Source organism: Pseudomonas sp. EU05-FHT14B02 (genome assembly GCF_058791055.1).
The window spans coordinates 1-14,386 of record NZ_JBYTDD010000029.1 but is presented as its reverse complement, the minus strand read 5'-3'; the positions used below and the strand labels follow the sequence as shown (position 1 = coordinate 14,386).

10 protein-coding genes are annotated in these 14,386 nt (G+C 62.7%); 3 read left to right on the top strand and 7 right to left on the bottom strand.

Translation table 11 applies throughout. From position 1 onward, the window contains the following. Positions 1-18: 18 nt before the first annotated feature. The 4 genes from AC3WTM_RS23185 to pvdM form a co-directional block, all read right to left on the bottom strand. Complete coding sequence (locus tag AC3WTM_RS23185) at positions 19-1,668, bottom strand: cyclic peptide export ABC transporter (protein WP_102671088.1); 1,650 nt, start codon at positions 1,666-1,668, stop codon at positions 19-21. Between the two features lie 108 nt (positions 1,669-1,776). Then, complete coding sequence (pvdO, locus tag AC3WTM_RS23180; RefSeq protein WP_102671089.1) at positions 1,777-2,649, bottom strand: dihydropyoverdine dehydrogenase; 873 nt, start codon at positions 2,647-2,649, stop codon at positions 1,777-1,779. A 16-nt stretch (positions 2,650-2,665) separates the two neighbouring features. After that, a complete protein-coding gene (pvdN, locus tag AC3WTM_RS23175; RefSeq protein ID WP_102671090.1) occupies positions 2,666-3,946 on the bottom strand; it encodes a pyoverdine-tailoring periplasmic protein PvdN in 1,281 nt (426 codons plus the stop codon). Between the two features lie 31 nt (positions 3,947-3,977). Further along, a complete protein-coding gene (pvdM, locus tag AC3WTM_RS23170; RefSeq protein WP_102671091.1) occupies positions 3,978-5,327 on the bottom strand; it encodes a pyoverdine-tailoring dipeptidase-like protein PvdM in 1,350 nt (449 codons plus the stop codon). Positions 5,328-5,579: 252 nt separating this feature from the next. Between pvdM and pvdP the strand changes: the two genes are divergently transcribed. Then, positions 5,580-7,199, top strand: coding sequence for a pyoverdine maturation tyrosinase PvdP (gene pvdP / locus AC3WTM_RS23165; RefSeq protein WP_102671093.1), 1,620 nt, complete (start codon positions 5,580-5,582; stop codon positions 7,197-7,199). A 132-nt stretch (positions 7,200-7,331) separates the two neighbouring features. Here the strand turns inward: pvdP and AC3WTM_RS23160 are convergent, their stop codons facing one another. Genes AC3WTM_RS23160 through AC3WTM_RS23150 form a run of 3 tightly spaced genes read right to left on the bottom strand, consistent with a single transcriptional unit; the run spans position 7,332 to position 11,880 of the window. Then, positions 7,332-8,726, bottom strand: a complete 1,395-nt coding sequence (locus AC3WTM_RS23160; protein WP_102671094.1) for an efflux transporter outer membrane subunit — start codon at positions 8,724-8,726, stop codon at positions 7,332-7,334. Between the two features lie 7 nt (positions 8,727-8,733). Beyond that, on the bottom strand, positions 8,734-10,707 hold the full coding sequence (locus AC3WTM_RS23155; protein WP_090456893.1) for a MacB family efflux pump subunit: 1,974 nt from the start codon (positions 10,705-10,707) through the stop codon (positions 8,734-8,736). Then, on the bottom strand, positions 10,708-11,880 hold the full coding sequence (locus tag AC3WTM_RS23150; protein ID WP_102671095.1) for an efflux RND transporter periplasmic adaptor subunit: 1,173 nt from the start codon (positions 11,878-11,880) through the stop codon (positions 10,708-10,710). A 406-nt stretch (positions 11,881-12,286) separates the two neighbouring features. Here AC3WTM_RS23150 and AC3WTM_RS23145 point away from each other — a divergent pair, with 406 nt between their 5' ends. Together AC3WTM_RS23145 and AC3WTM_RS23140 are read left to right on the top strand one after the other, a co-directional pair. Continuing rightward, on the top strand, positions 12,287-12,769 hold the full coding sequence (locus tag AC3WTM_RS23145; protein ID WP_057713952.1) for a sigma-70 family RNA polymerase sigma factor: 483 nt from the start codon (positions 12,287-12,289) through the stop codon (positions 12,767-12,769). Positions 12,770-12,903: 134 nt separating this feature from the next. Continuing rightward, positions 12,904-14,241, top strand: coding sequence for a lysine N(6)-hydroxylase/L-ornithine N(5)-oxygenase family protein (locus tag AC3WTM_RS23140; RefSeq protein WP_102671096.1), 1,338 nt, complete (start codon positions 12,904-12,906; stop codon positions 14,239-14,241). Positions 14,242-14,386: the final 145 nt, after the last annotated feature.

The window sequence follows — 14,386 nt, the reverse complement described above, 5'->3', positions numbered from 1 at the left end:
TGCGTGCGGCCACGGCGCTCAGGCTGTTGCGCGCTCGGTGACGACACGGCCCGATTCCATGCGCACCAGTTGATCGGCCATATCGAAATAACGGTCGTCGTGGGAGATGACGATGATGGTTTTGCCCAGGCGTTTGAGGTCCGGCAGCAGCTCGGTGTAGAAGATGCGGCGGAAGGTCGGGTCCTGGTCGGCGGCCCATTCGTCGAACACCAGCACCGGGCGTTCTTCCAGCCAGGCATTGACCAGCGCCAGGCGCTTGCGCTGGCCGGTGGACAGGTCGGTAGTGGTGAAGCTGCCGTCCCTGACGCTGACCTTGTGCGCGATCTCCAGCCGTTGCAGGTAGGCGTTGGCATCTTCGGGGATGTGCTGGTCGCCCTGGACCACGTCATCGAACAGGTAGTAATCGGCAAAAATCGTGGTGAACAATTGGCGATAGTCGTCGCGATTGTGCGCATCGATGCCCTGGCCGTTGAGCAGGATCGAACCCTGTTGCGGCGCGTAGAGGCCCAGCAGCAACTTGATCAGGGTGGTCTTGCCGCAGCCGTTTTCGCCGACGATGAAAATGATGTCGCCTTGCTCGATGGTCAGGTTCACCGGGCCCAGGCGAAACGCGTCACTGCCCGGTGCGGCGGGGAAGGCGTAGCTGACGTTGTTCAGTTGCAGGCGGTCGACCACGGTTGGCCGGATGCCGTTGTCGTTGAGCAACATGTGCGGCTCGGGCGAGGAAAACTGGCTCGACAGCTCGGCGATGCGGCGGAAGGCAATCCGCGCCCGGCTCACGATCGGCAAGGTGCTGACCAGATGCTCGATCGGGCCTTTCATGTACAGCAACACCAGCACGAAACCGCTCATCACCGCCTGGTCGGCGCTCGGCCAGAACGATTGCAGCGCCAGCGCCAGGCCGATGACCACGAAGAACAGCATCGAGCCCAGCGTCTTGGCGATCACGAAGGTGTTGATCGAACGCACCTGGGTGTTACAGATGAAATCGGCGGTGCCCTGGATGCCCTTGACGAACATGCGCTGGCGGCGTGGGCGGTGGATGCGCAACTCCTTGGCACCACCGGCAATGGCGTTGTAGTGCTTTTGCAGATCGTCCTCGGCATCGCGGGCGGCCATGAAACCCTGGATACCCTTGCCCTGCGCATAGAACTGGATGCCGGTGCCGATGGCAATCGCCAGCACCATCATCAGGAACATCGGCCACGACAACAGCGCCAGGTAACCCATGCAGCCAAGGGTCACGGTCAGGGAAATCGCCAGCGGTGCGAAGGCGAAGGCGAAGTCGCTGATGGTGTCGACGTCGTGGGTCAGCACCGGGATCAGCCGGTGGCTGCGGTAGCGCTCGATCTGCTCGATGGGCGCCGAAAGGACTTTCTCCCCAAGCGTTTTACGCAGCCTGGCAATGATGTGCTGGCCGACGTAATTGGTGCCGATATCCGAGCAGATCGAACTGCCCAGGGCCAGCAGGCACAGACCACCGAACAGGGCCACTACCCCTTGGGTCAGGCCGTCCGGCGAGTGCAGCGCATTGTTGATGGTCGCCAGCAGCACCGTCACGCTCAGACCGCCGACCATGCCCAAAAAAATGGACGTGGCGACGATCAGTCGAAACGGTTTCAACAGGGCCAGTAATTCGCCGATGGCGCCTCGGTTAGGCTGGGTCATGGCAGACAGTTCCTTGGGTCGTAAGGCAGATACCCAGTAGAACGTCTGGTGAAAGGCTTTATTTAAAAGGTCGCAGACAGGTGGTGCCAAACCCGTGGGATCTGGAGGTCAGAGAGTGCGTACGACGCGGAAACCGATCCAGTCGCCACGGGTTTGCGGGTCGATGTCATTGCGGTTGCCCGAGCGGGAAAACACCGGAGCTTCGCCCCAGTCGTTGCCACGGATGCGCAGGGTGTCGCAATCGGGTTCGGTCCAGGCGCTGCCGTCGGTTGGCGCGCCGACATAGTCCGGGTGGTAGCAATCGGCGATCCACTCGTAGACGTTGCCATGCATGTCGTGCATGCCGAAGGCGTTGGGCGGGTAGCTGCCGACCGGCGAACTGTAGCTGTAGCCATCGGTGGGGCCGTAGGTGTTGGCGTGGGCGGCGATGCTGTACTCGGTGCCGGGGTCGAACGGAAAGGGGAAGGGCCCCGTTGACCCTGCGCGGGCGGCGTATTCGCGCTGGGCCTCGCTGACGATGTGGTAGTGCTGGCCGGTCTTCATCGACAGCCAGGCGACGTAGGCACTGACCTCGGCGAAGTTCATGCACACCGCCGGCTGACGCGGGCTCTGTGGATAACGCGGCTTGCTGTTGATGCACTCGCGGCCGGGGCGGGTGTCGCCATCGGGCAGGGTGATTCCGGTTTCCTTGAGGTACTGGTCCCATTCGCCAGCGGTGATCTGGTAGCGGCTCATGGCGAACGGCTTGTCGAACGTCACCTCATGCATCGGGCCTTCATCAGGCTCACGGCCGACTTCGTCTTCCGGGGTGCCCATGGTGAAGGTGCCGGCGGGCAACACCACCATTTCCGGGCAGTTACGGCAATCTTTGAAGACCTTGCCGGGCAACGGCGCGGTGTAGGCCTGGGCGAGGCCGGGCAAGGCGCTGCCGAGCACGGTCAATAGCGTCAGGGCGCCGAGTTTTTTCAGGGTGCTTTTCATAATGGCTCTCGCTCAGTCAGACCTGGTTGGCCAGCAGTTCCATCAGGCGGTCGATGTGCGCTTGGGTATTGAGCAGCCCCGGCGACACACGAATGATCGGCCCGACATCACGGTCGACGGCATCGCACACCACGCGCTGATCCATCAGGTAATTGGCGACTGCTTCGCAGTCTCGGTTCTTGATGCGGAAGAAGGTGAAACCGGCGGAATACTCCGGCGACAGCGGCGTGACCAGCTCCACCGACGGGTGTGCCTGCAAGCGTTTCTTCAGGTAGCTGTTGATGTCGTGAATGCGCGTCGCGACTTCGGCCTTGCCCAGCTCCAGGTGCAATTTGAACGCTTCGGTCAGTGCCCAGCGGTGTTCGAACGAGTGGTAGCCGCCGTAGGTCATCACAGTGGAAAACTGGGTGGCTTCAGAGAAGGTCGGGATGGTTGGGGTCACGTCCTTGAGCTCGTCGGAGCGGGCGCAGATGATCCCGGTGCCCCGTGGGCCGAACATCCATTTGTGGGTGCCGGCAATGAAGAAATCGCAGTGCATGTCCGGGAAATCGACGTTCTCCACGCCGAAGCCGTGTACGCCATCGATTACGTAGAGGATGCGGTCCTTGTCGGCGCGGCCACGGTTTTTCTCCTCTACCAGTTTGCCGATCTCGCCAATGGGCAGCTTCACGCCGCTGCCGGAGTGCACCCAGGTCATGCCCAGTACACGGGTTTCGGGGCGAATGTTGCGTTCAATCGCGGCCAGCACTTCGGCGGTCGAGACCTTGTACGGGTCTTCGAACAATTTGATCTTGCGAACCTGGGTGCCGTCCTTTTGGGTGCGGTATTCGAACACACTGTTGGCGGCGTAGTGCTCGTGTTCGCTGGTGAGGATCTCCTGGTCCGGGCGCACGTGGATACCGGCGTAGATCATCGCCAGGCCTTCGGTGGTGCTGCCGGTCAGGGCGATCTGCGACGGCTTGGCCTTCAAGTAGCGACCGGCCCACACGCGCACCTCTTCTTCGCGGCGTTCGGTTTCGCCGCGATGCCAGTCCATGGCCAGGCCCGGGTTGCGATCGAGATTGGCGCGATGCATCTCGATGGCTTCACGCACGGGCAGCGGGTGCGAGGTCACCAGGAAGTTGGCGAAGTGCAGGTAGTTCGGGTCCTGCGTGAACAGTTGGCGCAATTGGTCCCATTTGTCCTTGGGCAGTGGCGCGGGGCTGGCGGCGTGTGCTGGCAGGCTCACGGCGGAGGCCAGGGGAATGCCGGCCGCCAGGATGCCGGCCTGCTTGAGGAATGAACGACGGTTGGTCATGGATTCGGTTCGCTTTGGCAATAGATAAGAATCAGTGCTGGACCACAGGCCGGGAAGACTTCTGCACCTGGTCCCAGACCCGCAGGAAGTTGCCGCCCCAGAGTTTGGCGATGTCGGCGTCGCTGTAGCCGCGGCTGATCAGTTCGGCGGTCACGTTGCGGGCCTCACTGACGTCTTTCCAGCCGTCCAGGCCGCCGCCGTCGTTGAAGTCGGAACTGATGCCGACGTGGTCGATGCCGATTTTTTTCACTGTGTAGTCGATTGCATCGCCGTAATCCTTGAGGGTGGCCTTGGGTTCTTCGTCGAGGATCGAATAGAGCTGGCTGGCGTACTCGCCGAAACGCTGCTCGGGCCAGACGGTGATCACCGGGTCGCCGGGCATCAATGCCATCTCCAGGCCTTGCAGCGGTTGCAGGTCGAAACGGGCGCGAAGGGCGTTGAGTTTGTCCTGGGTGGCCTGGCTCAGCGGGCGGATATAGGTGGGGAAACCGACGACCTGCACTACGCCGCCGCTGTGCTTGATCAATTGCATTTCCGTGTCACTGAGGTTGCGCGGGATGTCCACCAGGGCGCGTGGTGCCGAGTGGGAGGCGACCATCGGCGTGCGGCTCAGTTGCGCCACTTGCTCCAGGGCCTTGGTCGACATCTGCGACACATCGATGATCACGCCCAGGTCGTTGAGGCGATGCACCGCTTGCTTGCCGATGTCCGACAGTCCGCCCAAGGCATCCCGGGAATCGTTGAAGAACGGCAGCGGCCGCGACGAGTCGGCCCAGGCGTTGTTGCCCACGTAGCTGAAGCCGAACATGCGCATGCCGCGCGCAGCCCACTTGTCCAGGGCATTGAGGTCATTGCCCAGCGGATAGGCGTTGAGCATGCTGATGAACACCGCGAACTTGCCTTCGCCGTGCAGGCGGCGCAAGTCGTCGGGGGTGTAGGCGATAGCCACTTGATTGGGGAAGTCACGCACCATCGCGCTGATGATCTTGTAGCGGGTTTCCTGCTCAAAGCGGGCTTCGTCGACGAAGCCGGCGGTAGGGCGATGGGGCGCGTTGGGACCGTTCCAGATTTCCGGCCAGCCGAAAATCGTCAGGGCTGCACCGGACAAGCGCCCGCGCCCGGTCTTGACCAGGTCGAACTGGCCTTCACCATCCTTGTCGACTTCGTTGCCGGCGGTGCCGAAGTCCATGGGCACGGTGATGTGGCTGTCGAACGAGAGGATGCGTTCCTGCAGTTGCTCGGCCTGTTTCATCACCTTGACCGGGTAGCCGGGGTTGTCCCTGAACCAGTGATCCCAGACCGCGAAGCCTGCCCCCGCGCTGATCGCCAGGGCCAGCGGCAGGCCGATGAAAAGAGCCTTTTTCGAACGTGGTTTTGTCATTGCCGTCTCAGTCAGGTTCGCCGCCCCGGATCAGGCGCAGGGGCCTTTGCTATCTGGGGGGAACGTATGGCTGGCCGGAAAATTTAGCGCGGCTGATGGCCTCATCGCGAGCAAGCTCGCTCCCACAGGGATCTTCAGTGCGACATAGATCCAGTGTGGGAGCGAGCTTGCTCGCGATGCTCTTAAATTCTGCGCTGCAACAATCGTTCTAGCTTGGATAAAGCCTGCTCCATGGCTGACACAGGTAGGGCAATGACGATTTCTCGACGATGGTTCCTCGCGGGTCTGGCGCTGACCGGTGCCGCCGTGCCGGCGGTGTATTACGGGCATCGCGAACTGACCAGGCCGGACCCTACGATCACCCCCGGCGAAGCTTCGTTCGAGGTGGCGGATGTGGCCGGCCAACGCTTGGCGGATACCTTGCGCGGGGTCTGGCAGATTCGTTTCGAAGGTCGTGACGCCGGCATCGAAGGTGTGCCCCTCGAAGGTCTGGAAGTGTTCCTCGACATCGGCCACAAGGGGCGTGGCTTCAGTGGCTATCTCGACACCGCCGAGCGTTTGCGCTCTACCGAAGCGCCCCGTTACCGAGTGCTCGGCGATCTGTCCGGGGCCAACCCGAAGCAGCTGGCCTGGCGACTGCTGGGCGCCAGCGGCTGTTGCGAATACGAATTCGAGATGACCCTGGACGAGGTCTGGGCCGGTTTCGGCAACGCCGGCAGTGGCAGCCTCAGTGGGCGGGTGCTGGACTTGAAGCGGCCGCTGATGCTGACGGCCCAGGACAATCGATTTGTTGCCGTCAAACGGGTATTCCCTGAAGCTCGCGAGCGCGCCGGCCTCAATCCGACCCTGCTCGCCTGGCTGATATCGCCGGAGCACCGGTTGTTCCACCAGCTCTGGCATGCCTCCCGGGACAAGTGGCACAAGCTCTCCGAAGACCAGCGCGGCGCCTTGCGCGGGCTCGGCTGGCAACCCGGACCGCGGGACCAGGAGCGCGATGCCCGTGGCGATCGCAAGGATCGCAACGGTTCTGGCGTGGACTTTTTCTTCATGCACCGGCACATGCTCGGCACCGCGCGTTCGATGCAGGACCTGCCGTCCTGGACGCACTTCCCGTTGCCGCAACCAGAGCTGGCGCGGGACCGGCTCGGCTTTGCGCGTTACTTCGACAATCACGACGGCACCGCGCTGCCGCCGACCTGGCTGGCCGAGGACGATGACGAGTACACGCAATGGGTCAGCGATATCAAGACCGCTGAGACGTACCACAGCAATTTCCAGGTCTGGGAATCGCGCTACCGTGATCCACGCTACCTGTCGACGCTGACCCTCGGCCAGTTCGGCTCGGAGGTTGAACTGGGCCTGCACGACTGGCTGCACATGCGCTGGGCTTCGGTGCCCCGTGATCCGTCCAACGGTCAGCCGGTGCCGTTCGCCCGGGATCCGGCGGACTTCTCCGCACGCTGGTTTGCACCGGAAAACGATTTTCTCGGCGACCCGTTTTCCTCCCATGTCAGCCCGGTGTTCTGGCATTTCCACGGCTGGATCGACGATCGCCTGGAAGACTGGTTTCGCGCCCACGAGCGTTTTCATCCGGGGCAGGTCAGTCGGCTGCAGGTCAACGGTGTGCAATGGTTCGCGCCCGGGCGCTGGGTCGAGATCGATGACCCTTGGCTCGGGCCGATTACCCATGGCTGCAGCACCACGCCGGGGTTGCAGGCGGGCAAGTCAGTGGAAATGGACCCGGAAACCATGAAGCTGGCGTTGCGCATTACCTTTGGCGAGGACAAGAAGAAGCTCATGGATCTGTTCCGCAAAGTGCCGCAGCGGCCGTGGTATGCGCGCAATCTGAAGGCTAAACAAAGCCAGGCTTGACACCGCGTTATCGTTCAATCGCGAGCAAGCTCGCTCCCACATTTGAACCTGGTCGTACACAGACTTTGTGTTCACTGACGATCCACTGTGGGAGCGAGCTTGCTCGCGATGGCGTCCTGACAGGCGCCACGACTAAAGAACCTGCCACCCCCCACCCAAAGCCTTGTACAGGGCAATACTCGCCTGCATCCGCGACAACCGCAGCTGCACGTTCAAATCCTGCGCCGCGTACAAGGTGCGCTGGGTCTCCAGCACCGTCAGCAAATCCTCGGCCCCGGCCTGATAACGGCTTTGCGCGATGTTGAACGCGGTCTGCGCCTGGCTCAGTTCTTCACTCTGCCACCCGCGCTGCTCATCCAGTCCGCGAATGCTGTTGAGGGCTTTTTCGACGTCGGCGAAGCCGTTGATGATCGTGCCGCGATAGGTTTCCAGCAGTTCTTGCTGACGCGCCGTGGCCTTGTCTCGCTGGGCGCCGAGGCGGCCGTTGTTGAACACCGGCGCAAGCAGCCCGGCGGTGAGGTTGTAGAAGGGGCTGCGCAGGATGTCGTCGGCCCGGTCGGCACCGGAGCCGATTTCGGCGGTGAGGGTCACGGTCGGCAGCATCGCGGCCCGGGCGACAGTGACGTCGGCGTGGGCGGCGGCCAGTTGCGCCTCGGCCCGGGCAATGTCCGGACGGCGGCTGAGCAACTGGCTGGGTACCCCGGCGTCAATCGCAGGCCAAGTCAGTTGATCGAAGCGTTCCTGACCCAGCGAGAGCGCCTGAACCGGGCGGCCGAGCAGGGCGGCGAGGCTGATCCGTGCATCCTCGGCCTGTTGCTGCACCAGCGGCAGCTGGCGTTGCTGGGCCGCCACCAGGCTTTTTTGCTGTGCCAGTTCCAGGGCTGTGGCCGAACCCGAATCGAAACGGGTTTGCACCAGTTTCAACACGCTTTGGGCATTGGCCAGATTCAACTCGGCGATGCGGCTCTGTTCCTGCAACGACAAGGCTTGTGCGTAGCCGTTGGCCACACCGCTGAGCAACGTCAGTTCCACGGTGGCCTGATCGAACTCGCTGGCTTTGAGACTGAATTGCGCACTGTCGCGGCTGGCCCGCTGGCCACCCCAGAAATCGATTTCGTAGCTGGCAACCAGATTCGCCGTGAAGTAGTCGACGGCGTCGTTATCGCTGTCGGCATCGAGCTGACTGTAGCCGCTGCCGCGCAGCAGTTTCTGGCGGTTGGCGTTGACCCCGGCCTTGACTTCGGGCAGTTGCGAGCCGCCGGCAATCACCGTGTCGGCCTGGGCCTGGCGCACTCTGGCGATGGCCGCGGCCAGGTCGTAACTGCCGAGCCGCGCCTGTTCGATCAGGCGACCCAGTTGCGGGCTGCCGAAGCGGTTCCACCATTGCTGGTTGTCATGGACAGCGCCTGCGGTGTGCCGGATTTGCCAGGCAGCCGGCGGCTGGACGCCGCTGTCGGGGCGCTGTGGCGGGGTGCCGCAGGCGCCGAGCAACAGGCACAGGGTTAACACACTGAGTGGCGGCTTCATCAATCGATCATTCACTGGTAAGGGCCGTGACCGGGTCGAGTCGGGCAGCCTTGCGGGCCGGCATGTAGCCGAAAACGACACCGGTGACCAGGGCGCAGCCGAAGGCACCCAGCACCGCTATCAGGGAGAACGCGACAGCGACTTCGCTGAAAATCAGCACGCCACCGACGATCAGCGCCAGGGCAATCCCGGTGAGGCCGCCCACCACCGAGAGCATCACTGCTTCGGTGAGGAACTGGCGCAGGATGTCGCGCTGGCGGGCGCCGGTGGCCATGCGGATACCGATCTCTCGAGTCCGCTCGCGCACAGTCATGAGCATGATGTTCATCACGCCGATCCCGCCCACCAGCAGCGAAATCGCCGCAATCGAGCCGAGCATCAGGGACAGGGTGTTTTGCGTGCGCGCCTCGGCCTGGATCATCGCCGCGTTGTTGGTCAGTTCGAAGTCGCGCTTGCCGTCGTGCAGGCGCAGCATCAGTTGCTCGATGGCTTTCTCGGTTTCCTTGACCTTGCGCGCGTCGGCGGCGGCGATGGCGATGTACTCGGGATTGTGGGTGCCGAACAGGCGCACGCTCGCGGCGGAGTAGGGGATGGCGATACGGTCGTCGCTGTCGGAGTCGCCGGAGCTGGCGCCTTTTTCCGCGAGCACGCCGACCACCTGGAAGGGCACGTTTTCGATCAGGATGTACTGGCCGATCGGGTTGGCCACGTCCTTGAGCAATTTGGTCCGCACCTTGTGCCCGATCACCGCGACCGCCGCGGCGTTCTGTTCATCGGCGTGGGTGAAGTAGCTGCCTTCGACCACTGGCCAGTTGAAAATCGCCGGGAAGTTGGTGTCGTTGCCGCCGACGTAGCTCATGTGATCAAGGTTGCCAAAGCGCACCCCGGCCTCCTGGCCGTTGACCGGCATGATCCGCATCACCTGGGGCAAGCTGGCAATCGCGGCGACCTCATCGAGGGTGACGATGCCCATGGGCGTGCGCGGGTTGGGTGCCGAGCCGCTGAGGTAAATGATGTTGGAACCGAACGCGCCCATTTGTGCCATCACCTGGCGCTTGCTGCCTTCGCCCACGGCCAGCATCACCACCACCGAGGCGACGCCTATGATGATGCCGAGCAACGTCAGCGCGGTGCGGAACTTGTTGATCCACATCACCCGCCACGCCGCGTGCACGGCATCGACCAACTCGCCTTTCCAGGCGCCGGTGGCTTCGGCGCCTTCACTCAGGCGCTTGCGCAAATCGACGGCCTGCAGGGCGCCGGGGTTGGCAGAGTTTTGCGCGGTGGGATTGTCCCGGGCGCTGTCGCTGATGATCTCGCCGTCGCGAATTTCAATGATGCGTTTGGCCCGGGCCGCCACTTCGCGGTCGTGGGTGATGAGGATCACCACGTGGCCCTGGCTGGCCAGTTCGTCGAGCAGTGCCATGACCTCGGCGCCGCTGTGGCTGTCGAGGGCACCGGTGGGTTCGTCAGCCAGGATGATGTGGCCGCCATTCATCAATGCGCGGGCAATCGACACCCGTTGCTGCTGCCCGCCGGAGAGTTGATGGGGGCGGTTGCCGGTGCGTGAAGCCAGGCCGAGACGGTCGAGCAGGGCGGCGGCGCGGGCGTGGCGTTCAGCGGCTGGGGTGCCTGCGTAGATGGCCGGCATCTCGACGTTTTCCTGGGCCGAACCGGAGGGAATCAGGTGGTAGCCCTGGAACACAAAACCGAAGGCTTCACGACGCAGCCAGGCCAGTTCGTCACTGTCCAGCGCCGCGACGTTTTCCCCGGCGAAGCGGTATTCGCCCGAGGTCGGGCGGTCGAGGCAGCCGAGGATGTTCATCAACGTCGACTTGCCGGAGCCGGAAGCGCCGACGATCGCCACGAACTCCCCGGCATGGATCGACAGGTCGATACCGCGCAGCACATGGACTTCAGGTGCGTCGCCACCGCCGTAGGCTTTGCGGATGTCCGAAAGGTCGATCAGAGGCGTGTGCATTCAGCCGCCACTCCCGTCGATCGGGCCGATCAACAGGTGATCGCCCTCCTGCAGGCCATCGAGGATCTGCACCCGCAGGCGGTCGCTGATGCCGGTGCGCACGTTGCGCTGCTCGATGCTGCCGTTGCTGGCGACCACTTGCGCTGTCTGCCGGTCTGTCTGCGGGCCTGCCTGCAGGGCGGCGATGGGCGCGGTGAGTACGTTCTGCGCCTGATTGGCGACGAAAAATACCTGGGTGGTCATTTCCGCCATCAAGGCATTGTCGGCGTTGTCGACGTCCAACAATACGGTGTACAGCACCACGCGGGCACTCCCGCTTTTGCTGGTGCTGGCGGGGCTGCCGCCGCCCTGGCTGGTCTGGTCCAGGGGCTTGGGCGGAACGGGGAGGATTTGCCGCACGGTGCTGGTCCAGCGCCGGGTGCCGCCGCTCAGGGTGGTGAACCAGGCGTGCATGCCGGGTTTGACGTGGCCGATGTCGGCCTCCGAGACCTCGGCCCACACGGTCATCGGTGACAGCTTGGCGATTCGCAGGATCAGCGGCGTTTGCTGCTGGGCGTTGAGGGTCTGGCCGACCCGGGCATCCAGCGCCACCACGGTGCCGGCCATCGGCGCATAAATCCGCGTGTAGCCGAGCTCCGCCTGATCGCTGCGCAGGCTGGCTTCGGCCTGGCGGATCTGCGCCTGGAACATCTCGACCCGTGCCTGGGTGGCGCGCAGTTCGGCCTGGGCGGTCTGCACGTCTTCTTCACGGGTGGCGCCGCCGGCGGCCAGGTTCTGTTGACGCTGGTATTTCTGCCGGGCCAGGTCGTGCTGCGCTCGCTGCTCCTGCAGCTGCGCCTTGAGGTTTTCGATGGAGAAGCGCCCGGCATCGAGTTTGGCCTGTTGCGTGGACGGATCGATTTCCACCAGCAACTGGCCTTCCTTGACCACGTCGCCGACTTCCACGTGAATCTTGTGGATTTGCCCGGAGGCCTGGGCGCCGACGTCGACATAGCGCCGCGGTTGCAGGGTGCCCAATGCCGTGACGCTGCTTTCAATGTCGGTGCGGCTGACCTGAACGGTGACGAGCCCGTCGCGGCCCGGCGGGATGAACTGCCAGGCGGCGACGGCAACCACGGGGATCAGACAAAGTGCTGCAAGCAGGGCGCGTCGGGTCTGTCGGGGACGTTTCATGCAGGGTTCCGGCCTAGGGAAATCGGCCCGTCGTTCAGCAGCGGGTCGATGGCTGAACGCTGCCGGCAGGGCCGGACAGGGACGGGGAGCTGTCCTGTAAACGTAGAAAGCGCCGGGGAATTTAGGTGCTGACACAAACTAATGTAGGAGCGAGCTTGCTCGCGATGGACGTCAACGATAACGCGTGCTGTCTGGGTCAACACGTTGTCCTTGATGCCTTCGCGAGCAAGCTCGCTCCTACAGGGTTCGTGGCTAAATACCAGGCAAGTTGAAGCAGTACTTTAAATCTATATGAGAATTACTATAAATTACGCGACTCGAACTGCCATTATCGTGCCACTGTTTATTTCAACGGTCGCGCAAAGGGCTCAAGGACAGAAACCGCACCCCCGTGCGGACGGGAGTCATGTTGGAAAACTACTATCGCGAACTGGTGTGTTTCCTGAACGCCAGGCTGGGCAACCGTCAGGTGGCCGAAGATGTGGTGCATGACGCTTATCTGCGGGTCCTGGAGCGTTCCAGTGATACGCCGATCGAGCAGCCCCGGGCGTTCCTTTATCGCACCGCCCTCAACCTGGTTATCGACGACCATCGGCGCAACACCCTGCGTCAGGCCGAACCTCTTGAGGTGCTCGACAATGAAGAGCGCTATTTCACCCCTTCGCCGCATAACGTGCTCGATCATGGCCAGCGTCTGGAAATGCTCCAGTGTGCCCTGGCGGAGTTGCCAAGGTTGTGCCGCGAGAGTTTCCTGCTGCGCAAGATCGAAGGCCTGTCCCATCCGCAAATTGCCGAGCAACTGGGCATTTCCCGGGCAATGGTCGAGAAGCACATTGTCAATGCCATGAAGCATTGCCGTATACGGATGCGACAGTGGGACACCCAGTGAGCCTGCGCGGTTAAATTTTTTTTCACAGTCCTCGTTCCTACTCAACAGACGACCTGTTGTGCGGCCCTTGGTGGGTCAGGTCACTTAGGTTCAATGCCCCCGCCATTGAGGGGAACATCCAGAGGACACTGGAAATGACACAGGCAATTGCATCGCCCCTCGTTCACGACCTGATCGGCGTCGGTTTCGGCCCGTCGAACCTGGCACTGGCCATCGCGCTGCAGGAACGCGGGGCGAGCCAGGGCGAACTGGATGTATTGTTTCTCGACAAACAGGCCGACTACCGCTGGCACGGCAACACCCTGGTGACCCAGAGCGAGTTGCAGATTTCCTTCCTAAAGGACCTGGTGACCCTGCGCAATCCGACCAGCCCTTACTCGTTCGTCAATTACCTCAAGGCCCACGGGCGCCTGGTGGACTTCATCAACCTGGGCACCTTCTATCCGTGCCGTATGGAGTACAACGACTATCTGCGGTGGGTCGCCGGGCAGTTCACCGCGCAAAGCCGCTACGGCGAAGAAGTGCTGACCATCGAGCCGGTGCTGCACAACCATCAGGTCGAGGCGTTGCGGGTGATTTCCCGCGATGCGACCGGGCATCAGCAGGTGCGCACCACCCGGTCGGTGGTGGTCAGCGCCGGTGGCACGCCACGTATTCCCGAGGTATTCAAGGCACTCAGGGATGACGGCCGGGTGTTCCATCACTCCCAGTACCTGGCGCAGATGGCCAAGCAGCCGTGCGTGGACAACCGGCCGATGAGCATCGCGATCATCGGAGGCGGGCAGAGCGCGGCAGAGGCCTTCATCGATTTGAACGACAGCTTCCCGTCGGTGCAGGTGGACATGATCCTGCGCGGCTCGGCACTCAAGCCGGCCGACGACAGCCCCTTCGTCAACGAAGTGTTTTCCCCTGAGTTCACCGACCTGGTGTTCCAGCAGCCAGGCAGCGAGCGCGAGCGCCTGGTGAACGAGTACCACAACACCAACTACTCGGTGGTGGACATTGATCTGATCGAGCGAATCTACGGCATCTTCTATCGGCAGAAGGTCTCGGGCATCGCCCGTCATGCGTTCCACACCCTGACCACCATCGAAAGGGCTACCGCCAACGAACGGGGCATCGAACTGGTGTTGCGCAACAACGCCACCGGCGAAGTTTCGGTGCGTCACTACGACGCTGTGGTGCTGGCCACTGGTTACGAGCGGCAGATGCACCGCAAGCTGCTGGCACCGCTCGAAGAGTACCTGGGTGATTTCGAGGTCGATCGCAACTACAAACTGATCACCGATGAACGCTGCAAGGCCGGCCTCTACATGCAGGGCTTTTGCCAGGCCAGCCATGGGCTGAGCGACACCTTGCTGTCGATCCTGCCGATTCGTGCCGATGAAATTGCCGCGTCACTGTATGAGCACGGCAAGCATCGCGGGCATGGGCGGTCGGTGGTGGATTTGTTGTTGGCGACGGCCAGCTGAGTCCTGCGGCGACTACAACACCGCCATCGCGAGCAAGCTCGCTCCCACATTGGTCCTGTGAACACCGGTCCACTAATGAAATGGCTCCCCCCTCACACCCTGTGATCATTCTCTAAGCTTTCACAGGGTGTCTTTCGGAGGCTAT

Excerpts from the sequence above, each read along its gene's own strand:
- AC3WTM_RS23185 (WP_102671088.1), bottom strand. The coding sequence starts at position 1,668 with ATGACCCAGCCTAACCGAGGCGCCATCGGCGAATTACTGGCCCTGTTG.
- pvdO (WP_102671089.1), bottom strand. The coding sequence starts at position 2,649 with ATGAAAAGCACCCTGAAAAAACTCGGCGCCCTGACGCTATTGACCGTG.
- pvdN (WP_102671090.1), bottom strand. The coding sequence starts at position 3,946 with ATGACCAACCGTCGTTCATTCCTCAAGCAGGCCGGCATCCTGGCGGCC.
- pvdM (WP_102671091.1), bottom strand. The coding sequence starts at position 5,327 with ATGACAAAACCACGTTCGAAAAAGGCTCTTTTCATCGGCCTGCCGCTG.
- pvdP (WP_102671093.1), top strand. The coding sequence starts at position 5,580 with ATGACGATTTCTCGACGATGGTTCCTCGCGGGTCTGGCGCTGACCGGT.
- AC3WTM_RS23160 (WP_102671094.1), bottom strand. The coding sequence starts at position 8,726 with ATGAAGCCGCCACTCAGTGTGTTAACCCTGTGCCTGTTGCTCGGCGCC.
- AC3WTM_RS23155 (WP_090456893.1), bottom strand. The coding sequence starts at position 10,707 with ATGCACACGCCTCTGATCGACCTTTCGGACATCCGCAAAGCCTACGGC.
- AC3WTM_RS23150 (WP_102671095.1), bottom strand. The coding sequence starts at position 11,880 with ATGAAACGTCCCCGACAGACCCGACGCGCCCTGCTTGCAGCACTTTGT.
- AC3WTM_RS23145 (WP_057713952.1), top strand. The coding sequence starts at position 12,287 with ATGTTGGAAAACTACTATCGCGAACTGGTGTGTTTCCTGAACGCCAGG.
- AC3WTM_RS23140 (WP_102671096.1), top strand. The coding sequence starts at position 12,904 with ATGACACAGGCAATTGCATCGCCCCTCGTTCACGACCTGATCGGCGTC.